The sequence below is a fragment of the Rhizobium sp. SVR5-9E genome (assembly GCF_056755095.1).
This window is the reverse complement of record NZ_JBNDHS010000026.1, coordinates 42,072-63,213: the sequence shown is the minus strand read 5'-3', so window position 1 is coordinate 63,213 and position 21,142 is coordinate 42,072. Positions and strand designations below refer to the sequence as shown.

At 60.2% G+C, this 21,142-nt stretch carries 24 protein-coding genes; 4 read left to right on the top strand and 20 right to left on the bottom strand.

All coding sequences use genetic code 11. The features are described from left to right. The coding region (locus tag ACPYOJ_RS14650; RefSeq protein ID WP_481416896.1) for a DMT family transporter at window positions 1–490 on the top strand (490 nt) is incomplete at its 5' end. On the opposite strand, the gene ACPYOJ_RS14645 is transcribed toward ACPYOJ_RS14650, so the two are convergent. The 5 genes from ACPYOJ_RS14645 to ACPYOJ_RS14625 form a co-directional block, all read right to left on the bottom strand. After that, window positions 438–1,691 carry an aminopeptidase gene (locus tag ACPYOJ_RS14645; protein ID WP_481416895.1) on the bottom strand — a complete coding sequence of 418 codons (1,254 nt, stop codon included), beginning with the start codon at window positions 1,689–1,691 and terminating at the stop codon, window positions 438–440. The two genes, ACPYOJ_RS14650 and ACPYOJ_RS14645, sit on opposite strands and share 53 nt — an antisense overlap. An 84-nt stretch (window positions 1,692–1,775) precedes the next feature. After that, complete coding sequence (gene ybaK / locus ACPYOJ_RS14640) at window positions 1,776–2,249, bottom strand: Cys-tRNA(Pro) deacylase (protein WP_481416894.1); 474 nt, start codon at window positions 2,247–2,249, stop codon at window positions 1,776–1,778. Between the two features lie 2 nt (window positions 2,250–2,251). Further along, window positions 2,252–2,602 carry an ArsC family reductase gene (locus ACPYOJ_RS14635; RefSeq protein WP_481416893.1) on the bottom strand — a complete coding sequence of 117 codons (351 nt, stop codon included), beginning with the start codon at window positions 2,600–2,602 and terminating at the stop codon, window positions 2,252–2,254. Window position 2,603: 1 nt separating this feature from the next. Further along, window positions 2,604–3,665, bottom strand: a complete 1,062-nt coding sequence (locus ACPYOJ_RS14630) for a succinylglutamate desuccinylase/aspartoacylase family protein (protein WP_481416892.1) — start codon at window positions 3,663–3,665, stop codon at window positions 2,604–2,606. A gap of 92 nt (window positions 3,666–3,757) precedes the next feature. After that, window positions 3,758–4,375, bottom strand: a complete 618-nt coding sequence (locus tag ACPYOJ_RS14625) for a 2'-5' RNA ligase family protein (RefSeq protein ID WP_481416891.1) — start codon at window positions 4,373–4,375, stop codon at window positions 3,758–3,760. Between the two features lie 197 nt (window positions 4,376–4,572). On the opposite strand from ACPYOJ_RS14625, the gene ACPYOJ_RS14620 reads away from it, so the two are divergent. Beyond that, window positions 4,573–5,136 (top strand): methylated-DNA--[protein]-cysteine S-methyltransferase, encoded by a 564-nt coding sequence (locus ACPYOJ_RS14620; RefSeq protein WP_481416890.1) that lies wholly within the window; start codon window positions 4,573–4,575, stop codon window positions 5,134–5,136. Between the two features lie 74 nt (window positions 5,137–5,210). Here the strand turns inward: ACPYOJ_RS14620 and ACPYOJ_RS14615 are convergent, their stop codons facing one another. The 9 genes from ACPYOJ_RS14615 to ACPYOJ_RS14575 all read right to left on the bottom strand — a co-directional run bounded on the left by ACPYOJ_RS14615 (window position 5,211) and on the right by ACPYOJ_RS14575 (window position 13,805). Beyond that, window positions 5,211–5,600 carry a type II toxin-antitoxin system VapC family toxin gene (locus ACPYOJ_RS14615; protein ID WP_481416889.1) on the bottom strand — a complete coding sequence of 130 codons (390 nt, stop codon included), beginning with the start codon at window positions 5,598–5,600 and terminating at the stop codon, window positions 5,211–5,213. Beyond that, complete coding sequence (locus ACPYOJ_RS14610; RefSeq protein ID WP_481416888.1) at window positions 5,587–5,862, bottom strand: AbrB/MazE/SpoVT family DNA-binding domain-containing protein; 276 nt, start codon at window positions 5,860–5,862, stop codon at window positions 5,587–5,589. The genes ACPYOJ_RS14615 and ACPYOJ_RS14610 overlap by 14 nt, the downstream gene beginning before the upstream one ends. A gap of 91 nt (window positions 5,863–5,953) precedes the next feature. After that, window positions 5,954–7,516: a glutamine-hydrolyzing GMP synthase gene (gene guaA / locus ACPYOJ_RS14605; protein ID WP_481416887.1), complete on the bottom strand. Its 1,563-nt coding sequence runs from the start codon at window positions 7,514–7,516 to the stop codon at window positions 5,954–5,956. Window positions 7,517–7,610: 94 nt separating this feature from the next. Then, window positions 7,611–8,249, bottom strand: a complete 639-nt coding sequence (locus ACPYOJ_RS14600; protein ID WP_481416886.1) for a 5'-methylthioadenosine/S-adenosylhomocysteine nucleosidase — start codon at window positions 8,247–8,249, stop codon at window positions 7,611–7,613. After that, the gene (locus ACPYOJ_RS14595) at window positions 8,246–8,695 is read right to left on the bottom strand and encodes a PaaI family thioesterase (protein ID WP_168827997.1); all 450 of its coding nucleotides are present in this window, start codon (window positions 8,693–8,695) and stop codon (window positions 8,246–8,248) included. The genes ACPYOJ_RS14600 and ACPYOJ_RS14595 overlap by 4 nt, the downstream gene beginning before the upstream one ends. Before the next feature lie 77 nt (window positions 8,696–8,772). Next, window positions 8,773–9,855: a DUF1513 domain-containing protein gene (locus ACPYOJ_RS14590; RefSeq protein ID WP_481416885.1), complete on the bottom strand. Its 1,083-nt coding sequence runs from the start codon at window positions 9,853–9,855 to the stop codon at window positions 8,773–8,775. Between the two features lie 2 nt (window positions 9,856–9,857). Beyond that, window positions 9,858–10,952 (bottom strand): imelysin family protein, encoded by a 1,095-nt coding sequence (locus ACPYOJ_RS14585; protein WP_481416884.1) that lies wholly within the window; start codon window positions 10,950–10,952, stop codon window positions 9,858–9,860. Next, window positions 10,952–12,490 (bottom strand): di-heme oxidoreductase family protein, encoded by a 1,539-nt coding sequence (locus tag ACPYOJ_RS14580; RefSeq protein WP_481416883.1) that lies wholly within the window; start codon window positions 12,488–12,490, stop codon window positions 10,952–10,954. The genes ACPYOJ_RS14585 and ACPYOJ_RS14580 overlap by 1 nt, the downstream gene beginning before the upstream one ends. Window positions 12,491–12,533: 43 nt before the next feature. Next, window positions 12,534–13,805, bottom strand: coding sequence for an imelysin family protein (locus tag ACPYOJ_RS14575; RefSeq protein WP_481416882.1), 1,272 nt, complete (start codon window positions 13,803–13,805; stop codon window positions 12,534–12,536). Window positions 13,806–14,011: 206 nt separating this feature from the next. On the opposite strand from ACPYOJ_RS14575, the gene ACPYOJ_RS14570 reads away from it, so the two are divergent. Next, window positions 14,012–14,524, top strand: coding sequence for an HPP family protein (locus ACPYOJ_RS14570; protein ID WP_481416881.1), 513 nt, complete (start codon window positions 14,012–14,014; stop codon window positions 14,522–14,524). A 9-nt stretch (window positions 14,525–14,533) separates the two neighbouring features. Here the strand turns inward: ACPYOJ_RS14570 and ACPYOJ_RS14565 are convergent, their stop codons facing one another. The 5 genes from ACPYOJ_RS14565 to ACPYOJ_RS14545 all read right to left on the bottom strand — a co-directional run bounded on the left by ACPYOJ_RS14565 (window position 14,534) and on the right by ACPYOJ_RS14545 (window position 19,474). After that, the gene (locus tag ACPYOJ_RS14565) at window positions 14,534–15,823 is read right to left on the bottom strand and encodes an RsmB/NOP family class I SAM-dependent RNA methyltransferase (RefSeq protein ID WP_481416880.1); all 1,290 of its coding nucleotides are present in this window, start codon (window positions 15,821–15,823) and stop codon (window positions 14,534–14,536) included. 145 nt (window positions 15,824–15,968) lie between these two features. Continuing rightward, entirely contained in the window at window positions 15,969–16,340 is a 372-nt protein-coding gene (locus ACPYOJ_RS14560; protein WP_168828004.1) for a septal ring lytic transglycosylase RlpA family protein, read from the bottom strand. A gap of 399 nt (window positions 16,341–16,739) precedes the next feature. After that, complete coding sequence (locus tag ACPYOJ_RS14555; protein WP_481416879.1) at window positions 16,740–17,612, bottom strand: SDR family oxidoreductase; 873 nt, start codon at window positions 17,610–17,612, stop codon at window positions 16,740–16,742. Further along, on the bottom strand, window positions 17,612–18,769 hold the full coding sequence (gene queG, locus ACPYOJ_RS14550; protein ID WP_481416878.1) for a tRNA epoxyqueuosine(34) reductase QueG: 1,158 nt from the start codon (window positions 18,767–18,769) through the stop codon (window positions 17,612–17,614). The genes ACPYOJ_RS14555 and queG overlap by 1 nt, the downstream gene beginning before the upstream one ends. Window positions 18,770–18,781: 12 nt before the next feature. Further along, window positions 18,782–19,474: a glutathione S-transferase family protein gene (locus ACPYOJ_RS14545; RefSeq protein ID WP_168828007.1), complete on the bottom strand. Its 693-nt coding sequence runs from the start codon at window positions 19,472–19,474 to the stop codon at window positions 18,782–18,784. A 281-nt stretch (window positions 19,475–19,755) separates the two neighbouring features. Here ACPYOJ_RS14545 and ACPYOJ_RS14540 point away from each other — a divergent pair, with 281 nt between their 5' ends. Then, window positions 19,756–20,553: an undecaprenyl-diphosphate phosphatase gene (locus tag ACPYOJ_RS14540; protein ID WP_168828008.1), complete on the top strand. Its 798-nt coding sequence runs from the start codon at window positions 19,756–19,758 to the stop codon at window positions 20,551–20,553. Between the two features lie 180 nt (window positions 20,554–20,733). Here the strand turns inward: ACPYOJ_RS14540 and ACPYOJ_RS14535 are convergent, their stop codons facing one another. Next, window positions 20,734–20,886, bottom strand: a complete 153-nt coding sequence (locus tag ACPYOJ_RS14535; RefSeq protein ID WP_168828009.1) for a hypothetical protein — start codon at window positions 20,884–20,886, stop codon at window positions 20,734–20,736. Window positions 20,887–21,142: the final 256 nt, after the last annotated feature.

Here is a 21,142-nt window from a genome sequence, read left to right as displayed (position 1 = left end):
GGCTTCGCTCGATCCGATCGGTGTTGCCGCAGGCCTTGCAGGCGCAGTCTCCATGGCGTTCGGAACGGTGCTGACACGCCGTTGGGCGCCGCCGGTTTCGAACCTCACCTTCACGTCATGGCAATTGACGGCAGGTGGTCTTCTGCTGCTGCCGGTCGCCTTGCTTTTCGAACCGGCGCTTCCGATGCCGACCACGGCAAATGTGCTCGGCATGGCATATCTGGGATTGATCGGCGCGGCCGTCACCTATGCCTTGTGGTTTCGAGGATTATCGCGGATCGAGCCGTCGGCGGCCGCGTCGCTCGGGTTCTTGAGCCCGATTGTGGCGACGCTTCTCGGCTGGCTGGCGCTTGGCCAGGGCTTGACGCCCGCGCAGGCTCTCGGCTTTGCGCTCGTGCTCGCGAGCGTCTGGATCAGTCAAAGGGCGATGGTGCCTGTCAGGCCCATTCACCCTGGCGCATCACCGGAACCCGCGAGCCGTCCTGCCTGATGCCATCGATATCGACCTTGTCGGAGCCGATCATCCAGTCGATATGGATGAGGCTGGAGTTGCCCCCCTGCGCCTTGATCTGGTCTTGGCTGAGGCTTGCGCCGTCGAGGAAGCATTTCGAATAGCACTGGCCAAGCGCAATATGGCACGAGGCGTTTTCGTCGAAAAGCGTATTGTAGAACAGAATCCCGCTTGCCGAGATCGGCGACGAATGCGGCACGAGCGCCACTTCACCAAGACGGCGCGCGCCTTCATCCGTATCCAGCACATTGTTCAAGACTTCCGCGCCGCGCGAAGCCTTGGCCTCGACAATTCGGCCGCCTTCAAAGCGGACCTGGATATTGTCAATCAGCGTGCCCTGGTGCGACAGCGGCTTGGTGCTTGACACATGGCCCTCGACGCGCAGCGCATGCGGCGTCGTGAAGACTTCTTCCGTCGGAATGTTCGGGTTGCAGGCGACGCCGTTCTTGGCGACCGAAGAGCCGCCATGCCACTCATGGCCATCGGCAAGGCCAACGGTCAAGTCCGTGCCAGGTCCCCTGAAATGCAGGGCGGCGAAGCGCTGGTCATTCAGCCAGGATGAGCGCTTGGCAAGGTCGGCATTGTGCTCGTTCCAGGCCGCGATCGGATTACCGAGATCGACGCGCGACGCGGCGAAAATCGCCTTCGCGAGCTTGGCAACCGCGATGGATTCCGGATCGTCGGGAAACACGACCTTTGCCCAGGATGGGTTCGGGTAGGAAACGATGTTCCAGTTGATGTCGAAGTTCGAAATCTTTTCGAGCGCGGGTTTGTACGCGGCGGAATTCGCCCGGTTGGCGCGGCCGACCTTGTTCGGATCCTGTTCGGAAAGCAGCATCGGGTTGTCGCCGGCAATTGCCAGTCGCGCAGCACCGTTCTGATAGGCTTTCGCCATGCCCTCGTACAGCCAGCCGGAGGCGCGGTCGAACCCTTCATCGCTGCCGTACCGGTAACGGGCAAGCGTCGTCTCTTCGTCGGAATAGAAGGCGGTCACGAGACCGGCGCCGGCCATATAGGCTTGCTCGGTGATCAGCCGGACTAGAGGCAAGGCGACAACCGGCGCGGTTATCACCAAGTCCTGACCTTGCTGAAGATTGAGGCCCACCTTGACCGCGACTTCCGCGAGCTTCTTCAGCTTGACGGGATCGACGGAATTCTGGCTCTGGGGCATAAAGGTCATGGTCGACTATCTCCTGCAATCAACTCTCAAGATGCCAGACTTAGACCGCTTTGCGGCGGAAATGAAGCTGGGCGTTCGATTTGCCTAAGCGATCAGCGGCGCTGCCTTGGCATTCAGGGTTTTTAGGGCATCACGCGGCGCAAGGCGCACCTGCAATCCCCGCTGACCGCCATTCATGTAGACCAAGGGCTCGGCTAATGCTGCCTCCTCGATCGCCGTTGGAACCAGCTTTTTCTGTCCGAAAGGACTGATGCCGCCGACGTGATAGCCGGTCAGCCTCTCGGCGTCGGCAGGCTTCATCATGTTTGCAGACTTGCCGCCGAAGGCGCCCGCAAGCTTCTTCATGCTGACCTCGTGATCGGAGGGGACCACGACGCAGACGGGCCTGCCATCCACTTCCGCCATCAACGTTTTCAGCACCCGACGCGGCTCTTCGCCGAGCGCTTCGGCGGCCTGCAAGCCGACGCGTTCTGCATTCGGATCATAATCATAGCTATGCACGGTGAAGCTGACGCCCGCTTTTGTGAGAAACTGTGTAGCGCGCGTCGTCTTCGACATTGTTACTTTTCGAGTTCCGCCGCGTAGCTTTCGGGCTTGAAGCCGACCAGCAGCTTGCCGTCCGTTTCCAGAACCGGCCGCTTGATCATCGAGGGCTGCTCGAGCATCAGCCCGATTGCTTTTTCCTTTGTGAGGTTTTCGCGGTCGGCCTCCGGCAGTTTGCGGAAGGTCGTTCCGGCGCGGTTGAGAACCGTTTCCCATCCGGCTTTTTCGACCCATTGCTCCAATCGGGAGCGATCGATACCCACGGCTTTGTAATCGTGAAAATCATAGGCGACGCCATGGTCTTCCAGCCAGCCGCGCGCCTTCTTCATCGTGTCGCAGTTCTTGATCCCATAAATGGTGGCAGTCATCTTAATCCTCGAGCGTTCCGGCCTTGCGCAACCCCTTACTGGGCTGGTCGCAGGCAATCTTCATCAGGTCCGCACGCCGGCGCACCAGACGATCGGAAACACGTGTGACGATGAGGCCGGCTTGCGGCGCTCGAATTTCGATGCCGCCATCCGCCAGGCCAGGCCGCGTGACGATCGTTGCCAGCAGGTCGCCCTCTGCAACTCTTTCGCCGATATTGCGGTGAAACAGAAGCGCGCCGGATTCCGGCGAGCGGATCATCTCGATATTATCCAGCGGCACTGCTGGGCCGGAGAACGCACCTAGAGAAACTCCGGCGTCTCTGACGATGCCACGGGCAGCGAGGAACCGCCAAAGACCCTCTGCATCCCTCCTGGCCATCTCCGGATAGACATCGCGTCTACCGCGAAGCTCCACCGTGACGGAGAGCTTGCCGGGAAGGCGCGCCCGCTTCTCCCCCGGTACTTCATATTTCCAGGCAAACCCGATCGCCTCCTCGAAGGCCGAGCTTTCGCCATCGGAAAGCAGTACGGCGTCCATCGCCAGAGCGGAAGCAAGGTCGCTCGCCTCGGGCCAGAACGCCTCGTCGATATAGGCATACTGCAGGGATTCGTCGTCGCAGTGCAGGTCGAGCACGAGGTCGGCGCCGAGCGCCATATGCATCAGCTGCCGTTTCAGCCGATCGGTCGAGGGATAGTGGTCGAGGTCCTCGATCAGCTCATCCCGATCCCCGAGCGAAATCAGCGGGAAATCGCGGTTGAAATTGGTCCGCGAGCCGAGGTCGAAGCGGCCCTGCAATTCCCCGAAGTGCGATTGCGCCGCGCCGATCGGATTGGCCTGGGGAACAATCGTAATGTCGCCCGCGATACGACCGGCACTTTCCGCTTCGCGCAGCTTCTCGCATAGGAAATGCAGAAGTGCCGTGCCCGGCAATTCATTCGCATGAAGAGCCGCCTGGATATAGGTCTTCGGGCTTTTCGGCTCACTGCCCTTGAATCGCAACACCGGCACGCGCCACTCGATGCCCGGCGTATCGCCGGGGATGATGATCTCGGAAATATCCACGCTGTTTCACTCCGCAAAAATCTGCTCAACCGAGCTTTATGCGAGTCCGCTGCACCGGCGCAAGATTTTTGGCTCGACTACGCGGCTGGCGGCTAACCGAGCAGCGGCCATTCGTCGATCTCCTCGTGTCTGCCTTCACCCGTGAGGCTGTTGATGAGCACGAATGATTTCGCGGTCCAGACGATCGGCTCCGGCAGAACCGTCTCCGGCACCCGGCGGTAGTCGTAGAGCAACGTCATGTGCGGTTCGAGCTTGGGCCGCACATGCACATCCACGCCGCGATTGAGCAGCGATAGCGCCAACTGGGCATGCAGGGAAAGCACTTCCTGGTGTCCTTCATCGGCGCGGAGCACAAGCGCGGGCTTGCCCTGCCGGAAACTCACGGCACGGCGGAACGCCAGCTTGAAGGGACGCATCCGAACGGACGCGGCGGCAGCCAGCCCGTCGAACAGCATGCTGCGCGGAATCTCGTCCCATTGACCGAGGTGACACAGCGAGACATGGAGCAACCGCTTGGCTCTGGGCTCTTCGCGCAGCCCGAAACGCCGCCGCAACTCTCCGGCCGTCCGGCGCGCCTGTTCGGCAGCGCGCTCATCCGGGCGCAGCGCGAAATAGACATTGAACGGCTTTCTGGGCGGCGGGCTGCGATCAGGCCGTCCTCCCCTGGATGGTGGCTTGAAACCGAATTCGCTCTGACTTTGGAGTTCCATTGGCAACCGGCATCTGCCGTCTCCCTTGAAGGCACGAAACCTAACAAGGGCGTCGTGGCTTGACAAGAACAAAAAGAGAACAAATAATCCGAAAACTGTTATAAATGGCGCTGCCAATAACGGCGAGCGCAAGAATCGGGTTGAACCTTGGATGCCGCCATACGATCTTCAGGGTAGGCAATTATGGAGGTTGCGTCATGAGCGAGGCAACGCATCACTACTGCATTTTCGAGACGGCCGGTGGCTATTGCGGCATTGCATGGAGCGCGGACGGCATCACCCGGTTTCAGCTTCCGACGAAGGCCGCAAATTCCACCGAGCACCTGTTGTTGAAGCGCCTGCCTTCGGCCGCAAGCGCTCATCCGCCGGCGCCGGTGGCGGAGACGATCGAGGCCGTGAAACGCTACTTCGCCGGCGAGACCGTCGATTTTTCAGATGTGACGGTGGATTTGTCCAACCAGGATGAATTCTTCCGGGAAATCTATGCCGCCGCCCGCCGTGTCGGCTGGGGCAAGACCACGACCTATGGAACGCTCGCCAAGGACCTAGGCCGCGGACCGGAAGCGGCGCGCGACGTCGGTCAGGCCATGGCCAAGAATCCGGTGGCGCTGATCATTCCCTGCCACCGTGTGCTCGCCGCGGGCGGCAAGATCGGCGGCTTTTCGGCACCAGGCGGCTCGAATTCGAAGGCGAAGATGCTCGAGCTTGAAGGCGTCCGTCTTTCGCATCCGGAACCGGCGCAACAATCCTTGGGATTTTAGGTGGGAGGACCATCACTCCCACGAATAAAGCGTAGGAGCGCCAATGAAAGCAGATGCGTCTCAACCGGTTATCTTCAGGCTTCCCGGACAGTCTCATAGCCGGCGGCTTGGGCCGCCTTTACGAATTTGCGGTCGAAGGTAATGAACTCTTCGCAATGGGCCGCTTTGGTAAGGTGTAGGGCATCGGCAAAATCCATGCCTTGTTCGGTGAGACCGAACGCGGCCGCGACGATGCTGGCTTCCTCGATCGTCACCGTGGGCAGGCCGCAAAAGGCGCGGAGCGCACGAATGACATCCGATCGAGCGTAGTTGTAGGTGCTGCGCAGTACCCATTCGACTTCCAGCATCACCGTTACGGTGATGAAGACGGCTTGTCCGTCGACGATCTCGCGAGCGCGCGAAGACTGCGCCGGATGATCGCCGGTGAGGTACCGGACGATGAGATTGGTATCAATCGCGATCATAGCGGCGGCGGGCTTCGGCCAATACGCCGGCTTCCATTTCTTCCAAGGTTTTCGGCTCACCACTGAAAGGAAGCATGCCAAACACTTCCTCCGGCTGGGTGGGAGAGAAGGCCGATGCCTGCCTTAACAGCACGCCCTCGGGAGTTTCCTCGACAATTAGACGAGTACCTGCCTCCCACTCGCGCCGCTGGCGCACAGCTTTGGGAAGAATGACCTGTCCCTTGGTAGAGACGGTGGTGATGAGCTTTTCAGACTGGGCCATCGATCTGTATCCACGCGGTAAGACGATGGTAAGATACTAATGATCGCCATGCTATTCAAGGTGGCGATCATTAGCTCCTGAAGCTACACTCTCACTCCCACTCGATCGTGCCGGGAGGCTTCGACGTCACGTCGTAGACAACGCGGTTGATGCCGCGGACTTCGTTGATGATGCGGGTCGCGGCGCGGCCGAGGAATTCCATGTCGTAGTGATAGAAATCGGCCGTCATGCCGTCGACCGAGGTGACGGCGCGCAGCGCGCAGACGAATTCGTAGGTGCGACCGTCGCCCATGACGCCGACGGTCTGTACCGGCAGCAGCACGGCAAAAGCCTGCCAGATGGCATCGTAGAGCCCGGCCTTGCGGATTTCGTCGAGATAGATGGCGTCGGCTTCGCGCAGGATGTCGAGCTTTTCGCGGCTGATGCCGCCCGGGCAGCGGATCGCGAGGCCCGGGCCGGGGAAGGGATGGCGGCCGATGAACGAGTCCGGCAGGCCGAGTTCCTTGCCGAGCACGCGCACTTCGTCCTTGAAGAGTTCGCGCAGCGGCTCGACGAGCTGCATCTTCATGCGCTCCGGCAGGCCGCCGACATTGTGGTGCGACTTGATGGTGACCGACGGGCCGCCGGTGAAGGAAACGGACTCGATCACGTCAGGATAGAGCGTGCCTTGGCCGAGGAAGTCGGCGCCGCCGAGCTTCTTGGCCTCTTCCTCGAAGGTCTCGATGAAGAGGCGGCCGATAATCTTTCGTTTGGTTTCTGGATCGCTGACGCCTTCAAGCTCGCCGATGAACTTGTCGGACGCATCGACGTGCAGGAGGTGCAAATTGTAGTGTTCGCGGAACATGGCGACGACGTTCGCCGCCTCGTCCTTCCGCATCAGGCCGTGGTCGACGAGGATGCAGGTCAGCTGGTCACCGACGGCCTCGTGGATCAGCAGCGCGGCAACCGAGCTGTCGACGCCGCCGGAAAGAGCACAGATGACGCGCTTGTCGCCGACCTGCTTGCGGATCTCGTCCACCGCCTTCTGGCGATAGGCCGACATCGACCAGTCGCCGTTGATGCCGGCGATATTGTGAATGAAGTTGCCGATCAGCTTGGCACCATCTGGCGTGTGCACGACCTCAGGGTGGAACTGCACGCCGTAATACTTGCGCTTCTCGTCGGCGATGAAAGCGTAAGGAGCGTTCGGCGATGTCGCCACGACTTCGAAGCCGGCCGGCAGCGCCGTGACGCGGTCACCGTGGCTCATCCAGACCTGATGGCGCGAACCCTTTGACCAGAGCCCTTCGAACAGCTTGCTGTCTTCATCGACTTCCAGGAAGGCGCGGCCGAATTCGCGGTGATGGCCGCTCTCGACCTTGCCGCCGAGCTGCATGCACATCGTCTGCTGGCCATAGCAGATGCCGAAAACCGGCAGGCCGCTGTCGAAGATGATATCAGGCGCGCGCGGCGAACCTTCGTCCACCGTCGAAGCCGGGCTGCCGGACAGGATCACGGCTTTCGGCTGGAGGCGCTTGAAGCCCTCTTCGGCGGACTGGAAGGGAACGATCTCGCAATAGACGCCCGCTTCGCGCACGCGGCGTGCGATCAGCTGGGTTACCTGGCTGCCGAAATCGACGATGAGAACACTGTCGGGATGTGCTGTCTGGGTCATGGCGAGCCTTTAATGAAAAGCACCCGTTCTTGCAATGCACGAAATCCGCCGAGCCGGGATTTTATTGTCCCGATTGTCCCTGCTTTAAAGGGTTTCAGAACCAGAAGACACCGTCCTCCAGAGCCGTGAACAGGCCGTCGACGGCATAGGAGAGCTTGCGGTCGATAACATGCAGATATTCCGTCCATCCGGAGATATGCTGCAGCTCCTCGACGCCGTCGGAAATCCCCCGAAGCCCGATCAGCGGTAGCTTGTAGCCTTGGCAGGCGCGCAGAATCGCGAAGGTCTCCATGTCGACCATATCGGCGGCAATATTCTTGTAAGCGGGGCCTGAGACAACATTGGCGCCTGTCGAAAGGCTCGCCTCGGGAATGCCGGGAATGCGAAGCGGCAGATCGAGGACCGCCGGAAGGTCGAGGAACGGCGTACGGCCCTTCTCGAAGCCGAGCGGCGACGCATCCATATCGCGGTAGGAAACCGAGGAAACCTGGTAAATTTCCGTCTGCTCCAGCGTCGCGGAACCTGCCGAGCCCAACGAGACGACAAGCTGCGGCAGGTCGTCGCTAGCATCGAGCCGGCTAAGCGTCTTCGTCATCGCGACAGCAGCCTCGACGGGGCCGACGCCGGTCATCAGCGGTTCGAAGCGGGAGCGCAGGAAGGGACCGTATTCCGCTTCCGCCGCCATGACGAAGAGGATGGACTTGCCGGCGACCGACTTCAATTCGAATTTCATCCTGTAATTCCCTCTCTGCCGCGGACGACCATCATCGTCCCGGTCATGGATGCGATCAGTTTTGCCGGGCCATCGCCGATTGCGTAACCGCGACCGTCGGCCACGATGATGTTGGAGCCGGGTTTCGTTATCTCGCCGCGAAACAGAAAGCGCTCGCCGCGCCCAGGTGACATCAGATTGACCTTGAATTCGATGGTCAGGATCGACGCATCGGGGTCGATGACACTATAGGCCGCAAAGCCGCACGCACTGTCCAGCGCCGCTGAAATGATGCCGGCGTGGAGTATACCATGCTGCTGTGTGAGCTTCACGTCGAAGGGTAGCTCGATTTCGACCACGCCGTGCTCGACCCGCGTCAGCTCTGCACCGATCGTTTCCATCGCCCGCTGGCGGGCAAAGTTTTGACGGATGCGCTCGCGAAAATCGCCGCTGTCCCTAATGCTCATGCACCTGCCTCCTTGCGATGGCGAAAGTGGCACGCCGTGCCGGATTCGACAAGGATGCAGCGGCTCGCTCACGCGCGTTAGGGCGCAATCATGGCGATGTGTTGATCCCAGGCAACGTCGCTATGTGTCGCAAGGAAGTTCCCGTCGTAGGAGGAAACCGCAAATCCATGCTGCGCTGGCGCGATGCCCGCAGCGTCGGAGATGATTTCCTCGGCCAGTACGCTACCGGAACGGGCGTCGATCGTCACGAAAGCGCCCTTCGGCGAAGTCACGCCGACAAGGCCATCGTTTCGGTTGACCGCGATCGCGCCGATGTAGTTGCCAAGCCGTCGGGTCGTTTCTTCCGGCATGTCGACGAAAGTCAGTTCTTCGCCTTTGGCGAAGTGGCCGACAAGCGGCGGCAGGTCGTTGCGATGACCTTCATATTGGCATGCGAACCAGACACGACCGTCGGCATCGATATCGACATGACGGGTTGAAAGTGCTGACAGTTGCTTAGGCAGCACGTGCTTTTCGATCAGCGTGCCGGTCGCAGCATCGACCAGTGTCAGCGAGGGCTGCATATTGCCGAGATTGAGCTTCGTACGGCCGAAATCCGGATGGGTCTCGATACCGCCATTGGCGACGATGAGCCAGCGCCCGTCATCGGAGACCGTCATATCGTGGGGGCCGATGCCGTAAGTTTCGAACTCGCCGATCCGGCTGAACCGGTTCGTCGCATCGTAGACACCGATCATGCCGCGATTGCCATCGAAATCGTTTTCGCTGGCATAGAGCAGCCGGCCGTCCGGCGAAAAGGTGCCGTGTCCGTAGAAGTGGCGGCCTTCGACCGAGGTGATGACGATCGGCTCGGCCTTGTTCCGGGGATCGAAGATCATGGCAAAAGTGCCGGGGCGGCGGGCGAATGCGACCGTCTTGCCGGTGACGGGGCTGAATGCCATGCCGTGGGCGCGCGCGGGAAGCTCGACCTGGTCGACGATCTCACCGCGCTCGGTCACGGTGGCGACCGCAAAAGAGCCCTTCGCTGTCCGGATGCCCGAAGCGTAGACAGCATCGGCACGCCCAAGCGCCAGAAGCCCGCGCGGCTGCAAGGCAGCGAGAAAACCGAGCCCGGCCGCCTTGACGAAGGCGCGCCGGTCGATCTGGCCGCTCCACCACATGCTCAGTCTCCGTCGGAGAACGAGAAGCCGGCCGAAAGGCCGATCGCGCCGCCATACTGGTCGCTGATAGCCGTGATCAGCTCGCGGCTTGTCGCGAGAAGCGCATCGAGCTTGGCCTTTTCGGGCTCGCCGGTTGCAACTTCGATGTCAGGATTGAGCTTCGGCACCGTGTCCAGCAGCGTCTTGAAATCCGCCTCGATGGCATCGGCAACGGGCTTGTTGTCTGCTGGCAGAAGCTCGGCCATTCCGGCCTTTTGCCAGAGCGTACGAAGGCCCTCGAGGTTTGCCGCCATCGACTTCCAGGTGTTTTTCGAGCGCCAGTAAATGGCCATGCGCGGACGCGGCGTCGTCTCCTTGCCCTTGTAGAATTGCTCGAGCCGCTGATCACGGACAGTCTCCGCGCCGTGAACGAGAATGCCGAGCAGCGCCGTCACCGCCTCTTTGTTGTCCATGAAGTCTTCACTTTGCGGGCCGGGATGCTTCCAGCTTGCCTGCACGCCATCCGGCTTTTCCCAGGCCGCGACGACTTCTCCTGCCTCACGCTGGATATTGCCCGCGACAGCCGCGCCATATTGGCAACGGAAGCCGTTCTTTTGCCCGATAAGCTCGTCGGAGCCATTTCCGTAAAGCACATATTCAAGCGCCGTCAGGCCCTGCACGGCAACGCTCTTTCCGGCGATCGCATCAACCGTTGCATCCTTTGGATCGGCCTTGGCAATCAGCGCCTGCACCTGCTTGAGGCCGAGGCCCTTGCGGTCGGGAAAGAAAAGAACGTGCTCGAAAAGATTGTCCTGCATCACCGGGCCGGTTTGCACGATCTCTATGATCGACCAATAGCGAACCGTATCGTCGAAAGCGGATTTGGCTTTATCCAGGGTCTGCTGCGTCCCGCTGTCGCAGAGGTCCTTCATCGCCGTCGTCAGGCGTGCCGCGGATTGCTGCATGTTGCGGTAGCCGGGACGGATCACCTCGTCGACGGCGCGTGCCATGACGCTTTGGACTGCTTCGTCGGCAAGCCCTGCGGGCGGCGCTGCGGTCTGTGCCGTCGCCGATGTCGCGAGAAAAAGCGAAAGCAGGAGAGGTTGCCAAAGGCGCATTACAGGGACTCCAGGAATCTGATCAGAGCCTCTCTATCGTCTTTCGGCAGAGAGGAGAATGCATCGCGGGCGTTTTCGGCTTCTCCGCCATGCCATAGGATCGCCTCGGTGAGATTCCTGGCGCGGCCGTCGTGAAGAAAAAAGCTGTGTCCGCTGACAGTCTGGGTCAGTCCTATACCCCATAGCGGCGGCGTGCGCCATTCACGTCCGCTTGCAACGCCGACTTGTTGGCCATCGGCAAGGCCCTCGCCCATGTTGTGCAGCAGGAAATCCGAATAGGGCCAGATGAGCTGGAAAGACTGGGCTTTTTCGGCCGTGTCCCGGCGCGTGACGAACTTGGGCACGTGGCAGGAAATACAGCCGGAGCGGTAGAAAAGCTCCTTGCCTCTGAGCGTCACCGGGGAGCTTGCCTTTCGCCGGGCAGGCACCGCAAGGTTGGCGGAGTAGAAAGTGACGAGGTCGAGGATCGGCCCGGGAGCCTCCTCGTTGCCAAGCCGTTTCTGCACACCGGACGGCATTTCCTGGCACTTCGTCTCCGCCTTCGTGCAATCGCCGTGAGCGTCCGGCCGGTCGGGAGTGGAAATGCCGATGTCGCCCGAGAAAGCGTCGGCGCTCTGGTCGCGCACCGTTGCATTCTGTGCCTTCCAGCCAAAGCGGCCAAGGGCGATATTGCCGGTGCGATGATCCCGAACGATGGCCGCCCTTCCCGAGATACCGTTGCTATCTTTATCATCGGGATCGGCATGCACCAGGATGTCGGCAGCCGGAATCGCTTCGATGAGGCCGAGGCCGATCATCGGCGGCGCGACGCGCGGTGATATCGTCGTTGCCGGATCGAGCGGACCATAGGCAAGGTCCTTGACTTCGTAGCTTGGCGCCCGCAGCGAGATCGTCTCGCCGCCGGCAAGAGTCACGGCTTTTTCCGTGTAGCGCATGGCCATCTTGCCTTCGGCGGCAAGGCCGGGAACGGCAAGGTCCTGCAGCTGGTGCCCATAGACAGGGTCGGGAAAGTTCACCGTCTCGGCATTGGCGACGGCTCTTTCTTCCTCGGCCGTCGTCGGTGCCCGCGCAAGGCGAAGGAACATCGAGGTCGCGCTGACGCCGCCTTCGGGAGGCTTGCCGCGTCCGTCATTGACATGGCAGCTCATGCAGGAGCGGGCGTTGAAGAGCGGACCGAGGCCATCGGAGGCCTGTGTCGAAGAAGGGGCGGAAACCCACAGTTTCTTGAAGAGCGCGTTGCCGAGCTTGAAGTTCTGTTCCTCTTTGAAGGGGATATTGGCCGAAATACGCGAAAAGCTGTCCTGTGTGACAGGATTGATCGAGGTCGCAGCTCCCGCCTGCATCGCCTCATAGGGTTCAGCCTTGGAAAAATCGCTCGTCGGGCGCGTTACGGTTTCAACGCGTCTCAGATCGGCATCTGAGAGATCGACGCGTCTTGCCGGCAGATCGAAGCCGGCGGCAAGGGCCACCGGCAGACCGGCAAGCGTCGCTAGAAGCGCCACGCTGAAATAGAGACGGCGAGCCGGGTTATGCGGCATTTCGGAGTTCGGGCCGCCCTGCTTCAGGACGGCCCGCCTTTGCTTATTGGAAAACAGCGTTAGGATTGTCCAGGCTGTCGGAACCTTCAAGCTGCACCGTACCGAGGTTGAGTGCAGCAATCACGCGCTGGATCGACTTCGTCTGGTCAATCAGGCCATCGATGGCCGCCTGGACGGTGGCGTTGCCTTCCTTGTTGCCCTCGGCGATCATCTGATCGTATTTCTCGACGGTCTCGCCGCGCTTTGCCATTGCATGCATGGCATCGAGCGTCGTGTTGAGCTTGCCGGTCATCTCCGTGTCGAGCCCCTTGTCGTTGGCGGCAACGAGGTCGTGCAGCGACGGGCCGGTCAGTTTCGTGCCGTCGACGCGGGTATATTCGCCGGTGTAGGCGGCAGCGACGCCGATCGCGTCGTCGAGATGCGAATTGTAGGTGTTGTCCGAGAAGCAATCGTGCTCTTCTTCCGGATCATGCAGCAACAGGCCAAGCTTCATGCGCTCGCCGGCGAGCTCGCCATAGGAGAGCGAACCCATGCCGGTCAGGATGGCGGTGAGGCCGGCCGTCGGGTTTTCTTCGACATGCTTGGTAGCAGCGCCATCAGGAGCCCAGTTGTTGGTCATTTCCTGAAGGTCGGAAACGAGCAGTGTGGAAGCGGACTTCAGGTAGTCGGCGCGGCGATCGCAATTGCCGTGGGTGCAATTCTTGAGGTCGTAGTCGGTTGCCGGGCGTTCGCCGGCCCCCGCTCCCGTGCCATGCAGGTCCTGGCTCCAGAGCAGGAATTCGATGGCATGATAGCCGGTGGCAACGTTCGCTTCGACGCCGCCTGCTTCCTGCAGCGTGCCCGAAAGGAATTCCGGGGTCAGCTTGGAAGCATCGACGTCCTTGCCATCGATCTTGATCGTTTTGTTGGCGATGACGTTTGCGACATAGAGCGAGTTCTCATCGCTTTCCGTGCCGTAGGACGCATCGACATAGTCGATCAATCCTTCGTCCAGGGGCCAGGCGTTCACCTTGCCCTCCCAATCATCAACGATCGGATTGCCGAAGCGATAGACTTCCGTCTGCTGGTAGGGGACGCGCGCCTTGATCCAGGCATCCTTAGCGGCCTGCAGCGTCGTGTCGCTGGGTGCTTTCAGAAAAGCGTCGACCGCCGCGTCGAGCGCCTTGGCGGTCGTGAGCGAGTCCTCGTACTTGGCATGGGCGACTTCGGCGTAATGTTTGACGACAGCTGCAGCGTCAGTGCCAAAAGCCTGGGTGGCGGATAGGGGCACTGCCGCCAGCGCCAGTGCGGCGCAAAAATGCTTGTTGAGCTTCATGGTCCTCTCCTGTGACGGAACTCCGTCTGAATTGCCAAAGCCTCTTCGCGCAAAACTAAACTTGTGTCAAATACTCTAGTTTAGAACGGTTTTAAGTATGGAATTTTTGAAAAAGCCTTTGCTTCGAAAGAACTTTGCTTGGAAAGAGGCAATGAGCTGGTCTATTAACGGGCAATTGCTTAATTCTTGATCTGGATCTCGCCTGCATGCGCCGCCATCTCCGGCATTATCTCCATCGTCATGAACCCAAGGGCCACGCCCACCATCACCTGAAATCCGGTGTCGGAGCTGTCATCGGCATGCTCTCGGTGGGTGCGCTTACAGTCGCGACCGGTATCCCGCTCCTGATCGCGCCGTTCGGCGCCAGTGCCGTTCTGCTTTTCGGCCACCCGAAAAGCGCGTTCGCGCAGCCTGCCAACGTCATCGGCGGCTATCTGCTGGCGGCGCTGGTCGGCGGCTTGGCAGTATTCTTGTTCCCCGGCCTGTGGTGGGCAGCGGCTATCGCTGTCGGGCTGTCGATCGCGGGCATGCTGCTTCTGCGGATTACCCATCCGCCCGCCGGCGCTGTGCCCCTGGTGGCCTTCGGCTCGCATCTGGGCGGGCCGACGCTTTTCCTGATCGTATTTTTTGGCGGTATTCTGCTGGTCACGATCGCTGTGGTCCACCACTTCATACCGCCACGGCATCAATATCCGCTGCGTGCGCCCGAGGCACCCTAAGCCCCGATCCTAGGCCTTCCGCTGCATCCGGCAGAAAAAGAAACCATCGGTGTCGGTCGAGGCCGGCGTCAGGGTGATGGTCTCGTTGTCGGGTGAGCGCGGCCGCGGTGCATCCTTGCCGAAGAGGTTGTCCCAAGCGGGCAACGCACTGACAATCGAGAACTCCGGGTTCTCCGCCGTAAAACGGCGCACCTGTTCCTCATTCTCCTGCGGCAGCACCGAGCAGGTCACGTAAACGAGCTCTCCGCCCGGACGTACGAAGGCGCTCGCCTGTTTCAACGCGTCCTGCTGCTGATGGGTGCGCTCGTCGAGGTTCCTTGCCGTCAACCGCCACTTGGTATCCGGACGGCGGCGCCAGGTTCCGGTTCCCGTGCAGGGCGCATCGACGAGCACCTTGTCGCAGCGCGCGCGGAGGCTCGAAAGCGCCTTTGCGTCGTCATGCACCTGAACGTTGCGTGTGCCGGCGCGCTTCAGGCGCTCGATGATGGGAGCAAGGCGTTTGCGGTCGGCGTCATAGGCGTGCACCTGACCCTTATTGTGCATCGCCGCCGCCATGGCGAGCGTCTTGCCGCCGCCACCAGCGCAGTAATCGAGCACCTGCTCGCCATCCTTGGGCAACACGAGGTCCGCAACGATCTGCGAGCCCTCGTCCTGAATTTCGAACCAGCCTTTTTGGAACGAAAGCTCGGCTGTGACGTTCGGCAACCTTGAGGCGCCTTCGCCGGCGGGAATCCGGATACCGTAGCGTGCGATCTTCGTCTCATGCGCGCCGGCTCTTTCGAGCGCCTTGACCGCCTTTTCGCGGCTGGCCTTCAAGATATTGGCGCGCAAATCGAGTGTCGGACGCGCCGCAAGAGCCTGCGCTTCGGCAAGCCAGCTATCGCCAAAGGCAGTTTCGAAGGAGGTTTGAACCCACTCGGGAATATCACCTTGGACATGGGAAGGTGCCGAAGAAAGAGAGCGGCTAACGAAGGCGGTGAGAGAAGCATCGGGCAGGGCAGGCGGTGCGAACTTGTCGTCTGCGAGTTCTGCGGCAAGCGTTTCCGGCGTAAGGCCCCACTGGCGGAACATGACGGCGTAGGCAGCTGCCAGCGCGCTGTCATCATCCATCAGGAAAGCATGCGAAAGGCGCATGCGCAACGCGTCGTAGACGATGTTGCCGATTGCGGCGCGATCGCCGGAACCGGCGAAACGATGCGCAAGGCCCCAGTCCTTCAGCGCATCGGCGACAGGTCGCTTGCGTTGATCGATCTCCGCAAGAACCGAAATCGCCCCTTCGAGGCGGCCACCCAAACGCATTCACAAGTCTCCCGTTGCCTTCGGCTTGTGAACGATCCGCGGGAAGCGTGACAGACGCTGCAGACAGCTCACAAGTCTCAACCGCGTGGTAGCCGCGATTGACGGGAAGAGCAAGCGCTGGCCCGGTTTGGCCAGCTATAACGCTTTAGCCAGCGCTGGCGACGACTTCGTAGCACACCTTGGCGGTGCCCGAGCTTACCATGCCGATGTTCTGTGCGGCGGCACGGGAAAGGTCGAGGACACGGCCTCTAATGAATGGACCGCGATCATTGACGCGAACGATGACGCTGCGGCCATTGTTGCGGTTGGTAACTCTAAGCTTGGTGCCGAAGCGGAGCGAACGGTGTGCGGCAGTTAAAGTGGCAGGATTCATACGTTCGCCAGACGCTGTTTTGGAATGCAGTGCGTACCACGAAGCACCGCCACAGCCAGCTGCAGCAAATCCCTCAGCAGGAAGCATGAAAGAAGAAGCGGCAATAGCTACGGTGGTGATAATAGAACGGCTGATATTCTTCAAAACGGATAACCCCTCAACTGTTGAACTTGCGCCCTTTCAGGCGGTGGGGGCTTAAATCCGGGCAAAAGTGGCGAAAAAGGGCCTCGCCTAATCACGGACTGTTACAGTCTGTAACATTTGGTATTTATTTGAAAACAACCCAAAAATGGTCCGGCTATGCGAAAAGTAGAAAAAAGATAAGAAAATCAGTTAGAATTCGAACGAATTTTCTTCGCCATCCCGGGCATGGCGGGATGTTGTCGCAGTAACAAAAATAAATTTTCGGCTTTGCCGCATTTGCTGCCTCATTTCAGCAAATTCAGAGGCCGTTAACCATAAATGGAAGCGAAATTTTGATTGCTAAAATTCGAAAGTAGGAAATTTCTACTCTTTTGGGGTGGCCGGAATAACTCACTCAGGTTAACCCCGCCACATGCCGCCTTGCCACAGCTGCGCGAGCGACATGGGATAGTTCGGGAAGGCAAAAGCAAAGCCTGCGGCCTTCAACTTTGCGTTCGAAACGCGTTTGTTCTCGCCATAGAAGGAGCGCGCCATCGGCGTCAGTTCGGCGGTTTCGAAGGGCTGCTCCGGCGGCGGTTCGACGCCCATGAGGCGCGCCGCCTCGACGATGACATCCTGCGGCGGGCCAGGGAGGTCATCCGTGATATTGTAAATGCCGCCGAGGGAGCGGTCTGCGAGATAGCGCGCCGACGCGCCGATATCCTCGACGCGAATGCGATTGAAAACCTGATCCTTCTTGATCAGACGTCGAGCAGTGCCTCGATCCAAATTGACGAAAGCATTGCGGCCCGGACCGTAAATGCCCGAGAGGCGCAATACGGCGGCGGGTATGCCGAGGTCTTTGCCCAAATTCAGCCACGCATCCTCGGCCTCAAGTCGTTCCTTCGATCGTCCGGAAACCGGGACGCAGACCGTCTCCTCGGTGACCCACCCGCCTTTGTGGTCGCCATAGACGCCGACGGTCGAGAGATAGCCGATCCACTGCAGCCCGGGCATCATTTCGTCGACCCAACAACTGGCAAGATTGATCAGCGGGTCTCCGGCTTCTCTCGGCGCGATCGATTGTACGAGATGCGTCACGCCCTGCATGGCATGAAGCAACTCCTTGCCGATCGTTTCACCGTCGAAGACGAAGGCTTCGACGCCCTGGCTGCGGAGCGTCTCAGCCTTGTCGGCCGATCTCGTCGTGCCTGAAATGCGGACATCTGCTCCTGCAAAGGCCTTGGCGATTGCTGTGCCGGAATAACCGCAGCCGAAGATCATCACATGCATCATACCACCCCCACCAATTGCCACTCCGCAAGCACGTCGGCATCCGACTCGTCCGGCCTTTGGGCCGCAAAGGCTGCGAACGCGTCGCGCGCCATCAGTCGCGAAAGTGCCCAGATTGCCATGCCGCGAACAGCAGGCGAAGCGTCAACAGCCAGCCGCCGGCATTGGTCGACAAGATCGCGGTCGCCGGAATTGCCGGCCGCGATCAGAACGTTGCGTATGAAGCGGTCCCGACCGATGCGCTTGATCGGCGAGCCGCTGAAGAAGCTTCGGAACGCTGCGTCGTCGAGCGTCAGTAGAAAGTCAATCGACGGCTCTTTCAAGTCGTCGCGCGCCTGCAGCTTCATTTCGGACGCCGAAGCGGCGAACTTGTTCCATGGACAGACCGCAAGACAGTCGTCGCAGCCATAGATCCGGTTGCCGATCAGCGGCCGGAATTCCGGGTCGATCGGACCTTTGTGCTCGATCGTCAGGTAGGAGATGCAGCGTCGAGCATCAATTTGGTATGGCGCAGGGAAGGCTGCGGTCGGACAGATGTCGAGACAGGCCCGGCAAGAGCCACAGTGGTCGTGCTCCGGCTCATCTATGTTGAGATCGGCTGTCGTGAACATCGAGCCGAGGAAGAGCCAGGAGCCGTGGCTGCGGCTGACCAGATTGGTATGTTTGCCCTGCCAGCCGAGGCCGGCGGCCGCCGCGAGCGGTTTCTCCATTACCGGCGCGGTATCGACAAAGACTTTCACGTCAGCTCCCGCCCGCGCCGCAAAGCGCGTCGCGATTTCCTTGAGCCGCCCTTTGATGACATCGTGGTAGTCGCGATTGCGCGCATAGACAGAGATTGCGGCCTTGTCCGGCTTTTCCAGAACATCGCGCGGATCCTCGTCGGGGCCGTAGTTGAGGCCGAAGACGACGATGGACTTTGCATCGCTCCATAGCGTCAACGGGTCAGCGCGGCGCTCCTGCGTCTCCGCCATCCATTCCATTGTACCGTGACGCCCGGCATCGATGAATTCGCGAAGCCGCTCTTTCGCTTCCGGAATCGAATCCGGCCGGGTGATGCGACAGAGATCGAAGCCGAACGCTGCCGCCTCCGCGCGAACGAAGGCGGTCAGATTGTCGCGGCGCTTGCGCTCCTTGTCGTCTGCTATCCGTTCGGGCATCGGAAGCCCTCGTCAGAAATCCAGGTCTGCGTAGTGGGAGACCGGTGTCAGTCCGCGCACCCGCTCGGCCAGAAGCGGACGGAAGGACGGCCGTGACTTCATCCGCTGGTACCAATCCTTGGCGATCGGCGATTCCGTCCAGTCGATCTCGCCGAGATAATCGAGGATCGATATCGAAGCGGCCGCGGCGAGATCGGCATAGCTCATGCGATCGCCTGCCAGCCACTGCCGCGAACCTGCAAGCCAGGTCAGGTATTTCATGTGCTGGCGTATATTCGCCCGCGCCGTACGCAGGATCTTCGAATCCGGTGCGCCGCCGCCCTGATCTGCGCTCATCTGCAGCTTATAGACCCGCTCCCGCGCCAGGGGCCGGGTTACGTCCGTCTCCATCTTCTGCATGAACCACTCGGCGAGGCGGCGGATCTCCGCTCGCTGGAAAGGGTCCTCTGCAAGAAGACGCCGGTCGCGCTTCAGCACACCATGCGTTTCGTCGAGATATTCGGAGATGACCGTGGCGCCGCACAGCGCCCGCATGCTGTCGTCCACGTAGACGGGCAAGGTACCCGCCGGATTGAGCGCCAAAAAGTCGCGCCGCTTGTCCCAGGTCTGCTCTTCCACGAGTTCGACCTGGTAACCGTATTCTGCAAGTACCAGCCGGATGAACCGGGAGGCTGTGGAGATGGGGTGATGATAGAGTACTGGCATTTATCCGTTCAGCTGCCTTTTTGGCGTTTTGGCGATTGTCTCCCTTATTAAACTCCTAACAATCAGAGTTTAAAAAAGATATAGGAACGCGTGATCGGTTCAACCGCGTATCAAGGTTCGGAGACCAAGCTTACCCCTTCCCCGCCGGCAAACATGAGTTTTTATGCCCATCCGATGGACACCGGCCTTTTTTCGCCACGCCACTGACTAAAGAAGACGGGAACCGTCTCGAGCGACGTAACCGCTTCGCGTCCGACCGACCTTTAAACCGGAGACTATATATGGACTACATGAGCTCTATAATTCTAGGCGTCATAGAGGGGATCACCGAGTTTCTACCGATCTCGAGCACTGGCCATCTCATCATTGCGGAGCAATGGCTCGGCCACCGGTCGGACATGTTCAATATCGTTATCCAGGCGGGTGCTATCCTCGCCGTCACTATCATTTACTGGCGTCGTCTCGCGAGCCTCGTGGTCGGCTGGCGGGATCCAGGGAACCGCTCCTACGCTGCCAAGCTGATTGTCGCATTTCTCATTACCGCTATCCTCGGACTGATCGTCAAGAAGCTCGGCTTCGAACTGCCTGAGACTGCGACGCCAATCGCCTGGGCACTCATTATCGGTGGTGTCTGGATGATATTTGCCGAATGGGCCGCCGCGCGTCGGCCGCCTTACAAGGAGATTACCTGGCTCGTTGCCATCTTGGTCGGCATTGCCCAGGTGGTCGCCGGCGTCTTCCCGGGAACGTCACGCTCAGGCGCCACGATTTTCGTTGCCATGCTGGCGGGCACGGGCAACCGCGCCGCGGCTACCGAATTCGCTTTTCTCGTCGGTATCCCGACCATGTATGCCGCGAGTGCCTACGAATTGCTGAAGACGCTGAAGGATGGCGGAGCGGCAAACGAGGATTGGACGGGCCTTGGGATCGCCTTCGTCGTTTCCACTGTCGTCGCTTTCGTCGCCGTGAAGTGGCTGCTGTCGTATATCCGGAGCAACCGATTTACGATGTTTGCGATCTACCGCATCATTCTCGGAGTCATTCTGCTCGGTATGGCCGCGACCGGGGCGATTGCCTGAGACACCCGTCGCTTTCCGTATTCGCGCAGCCCGCGGCGCGAATACGGTCATCACATCAGCTTCACACACAACCGGAAACGGCGAACATGCATCTTGAAGCCAGATGCTTCAGGCAGGTCTGATCGAACTGCTCGCTTCTGCTCGCAAGAACAACGCCGGCACTAACGCGCCGGTCTTCCGTCAGCGGTTGATGGAGGCAGTCGAGCAAGGATCAACGCCGTAGGCCGGCGCGCAACCACCTTTCACTGCGGCGACCGAACCGGGCGCAATGAAGGAGCCTGCAAGGATAACCAGTGCCGCACACGCAAAAAGAAGCGCGATTGACTTGCCCATTTGATAAAGCCTCTCAAATCAAAATAGCGCGCCGCCAAAGGCGCTGAGTCCGTCTCAGGACGCGCGGGGTGTGTAGTCAGTGGAATAGGAAATAGCAATAAATGTTCCCGCTAAATGCGCCGTTAATTTCACTAAATTTTTGATGCGTCTTTTATGCAACGTCAACCATGACGTGATTGAAGAAAACACGCGAAACGTGCGTCAGGCTTTCCGCCCGGTACAAATGAAAAACGTCGCCCGTGGCCAAGCACAAGCG

Excerpts from the sequence above, each read along its gene's own strand:
- ACPYOJ_RS14635 (WP_481416893.1), bottom strand. The coding sequence starts at position 2,602 with ATGACTGCCACCATTTATGGGATCAAGAACTGCGACACGATGAAGAAG.
- ACPYOJ_RS14615 (WP_481416889.1), bottom strand. The coding sequence starts at position 5,600 with ATGATCGCGATTGATACCAATCTCATCGTCCGGTACCTCACCGGCGAT.
- ACPYOJ_RS14585 (WP_481416884.1), bottom strand. The coding sequence starts at position 10,952 with ATGCGCCTTTGGCAACCTCTCCTGCTTTCGCTTTTTCTCGCGACATCG.
- ACPYOJ_RS14600 (WP_481416886.1), bottom strand. The coding sequence starts at position 8,249 with ATGAAATTCGAATTGAAGTCGGTCGCCGGCAAGTCCATCCTCTTCGTC.
- ACPYOJ_RS14595 (WP_168827997.1), bottom strand. The coding sequence starts at position 8,695 with ATGAGCATTAGGGACAGCGGCGATTTTCGCGAGCGCATCCGTCAAAAC.
- ACPYOJ_RS14555 (WP_481416879.1), bottom strand. The coding sequence starts at position 17,612 with ATGCATGTGATGATCTTCGGCTGCGGTTATTCCGGCACAGCAATCGCC.
- ACPYOJ_RS14645 (WP_481416895.1), bottom strand. The coding sequence starts at position 1,691 with ATGACCTTTATGCCCCAGAGCCAGAATTCCGTCGATCCCGTCAAGCTG.
- ACPYOJ_RS14540 (WP_168828008.1), top strand. The coding sequence starts at position 19,756 with ATGGACTACATGAGCTCTATAATTCTAGGCGTCATAGAGGGGATCACC.
- guaA (WP_481416887.1), bottom strand. The coding sequence starts at position 7,516 with ATGACCCAGACAGCACATCCCGACAGTGTTCTCATCGTCGATTTCGGC.
- ACPYOJ_RS14570 (WP_481416881.1), top strand. The coding sequence starts at position 14,012 with ATGCGCCGCCATCTCCGGCATTATCTCCATCGTCATGAACCCAAGGGC.
- ACPYOJ_RS14545 (WP_168828007.1), bottom strand. The coding sequence starts at position 19,474 with ATGCCAGTACTCTATCATCACCCCATCTCCACAGCCTCCCGGTTCATC.
- ACPYOJ_RS14535 (WP_168828009.1), bottom strand. The coding sequence starts at position 20,886 with ATGGGCAAGTCAATCGCGCTTCTTTTTGCGTGTGCGGCACTGGTTATC.
- ACPYOJ_RS14575 (WP_481416882.1), bottom strand. The coding sequence starts at position 13,805 with ATGAAGCTCAACAAGCATTTTTGCGCCGCACTGGCGCTGGCGGCAGTG.
- ACPYOJ_RS14590 (WP_481416885.1), bottom strand. The coding sequence starts at position 9,855 with ATGTGGTGGAGCGGCCAGATCGACCGGCGCGCCTTCGTCAAGGCGGCC.
- ACPYOJ_RS14565 (WP_481416880.1), bottom strand. The coding sequence starts at position 15,823 with ATGCGTTTGGGTGGCCGCCTCGAAGGGGCGATTTCGGTTCTTGCGGAG.
- ACPYOJ_RS14610 (WP_481416888.1), bottom strand. The coding sequence starts at position 5,862 with ATGGCCCAGTCTGAAAAGCTCATCACCACCGTCTCTACCAAGGGACAG.
- queG (WP_481416878.1), bottom strand. The coding sequence starts at position 18,769 with ATGCCCGAACGGATAGCAGACGACAAGGAGCGCAAGCGCCGCGACAAT.
- ybaK (WP_481416894.1), bottom strand. The coding sequence starts at position 2,249 with ATGTCGAAGACGACGCGCGCTACACAGTTTCTCACAAAAGCGGGCGTC.
- ACPYOJ_RS14620 (WP_481416890.1), top strand. The coding sequence starts at position 4,573 with ATGAGCGAGGCAACGCATCACTACTGCATTTTCGAGACGGCCGGTGGC.
- ACPYOJ_RS14580 (WP_481416883.1), bottom strand. The coding sequence starts at position 12,490 with ATGCCGCATAACCCGGCTCGCCGTCTCTATTTCAGCGTGGCGCTTCTA.
- ACPYOJ_RS14625 (WP_481416891.1), bottom strand. The coding sequence starts at position 4,375 with ATGGAACTCCAAAGTCAGAGCGAATTCGGTTTCAAGCCACCATCCAGG.